Origin of the sequence: Catenulispora pinisilvae (genome assembly GCF_015356865.1) — a bacterium.
Classification (GTDB): domain Bacteria; phylum Actinomycetota; class Actinomycetes; order Streptomycetales; family Catenulisporaceae; genus Catenulispora; species Catenulispora pinisilvae.
Window position 1 is genome coordinate 1 of record NZ_JAAFZA010000582.1, and the last position, 546, is coordinate 546.

Annotated in this window: 1 protein-coding gene; it reads left to right on the top strand. The window is 73.1% G+C overall.

The genetic code is table 11. The annotated features are described in order from the left end of the window. The coding region (locus IZR01_RS49510) for a hypothetical protein (RefSeq protein ID WP_194927924.1) at nucleotides 1-546 on the top strand (546 nt) is incomplete at both ends.

Consider the following 546-nt stretch of genomic DNA (forward strand, 5'->3'; position numbering starts at 1 on the left):
ACCTGGGCCGCAACCGCCCGGCCGGCACCGCCGAAGAAGGCGAGGGCGAAAGCCGGCTGCACAGCGCCCACGAATACTTCCACACCTACCTCCAAAGCCTCGACGTCGAGCGCGCCGGACTGCCGGAGACCTTCCAGGCCGCCCTGGGCCGGGCCCTGGCCCACTACGGCGTCACCGACCTGGCCCGCTCGCCGGAGCTGGAAGCGGCCGTGTTCCGCATCTTCCTGGCCCGGCAGCGCGCCGCGACGGACGCCACGGTGGTGACCACGCTGCTGCGCACGTGGCTGCGGGAACTGCCGCCGGACGAGCTGCTGCGCGAGCCGACCGGGCTGGCGCTGGAGCGGCTGATCGCGGCCACGCAGGTGCGCTTCCCGACCGTCGCGGATCTGGCGCGCGGGGTGGTGTACGCGTGGTTCGGTCAGCCGCTGCTGCGCCGCAACCGGGCCCGGGTCTACGCCGGGGTCCGCAAGAACCTGCGATACCTCGACGAGAACCCGCAGGCCGAAGACCGCGGCGAGCGGATCGCCGAGATAGTGCGTAGCACCG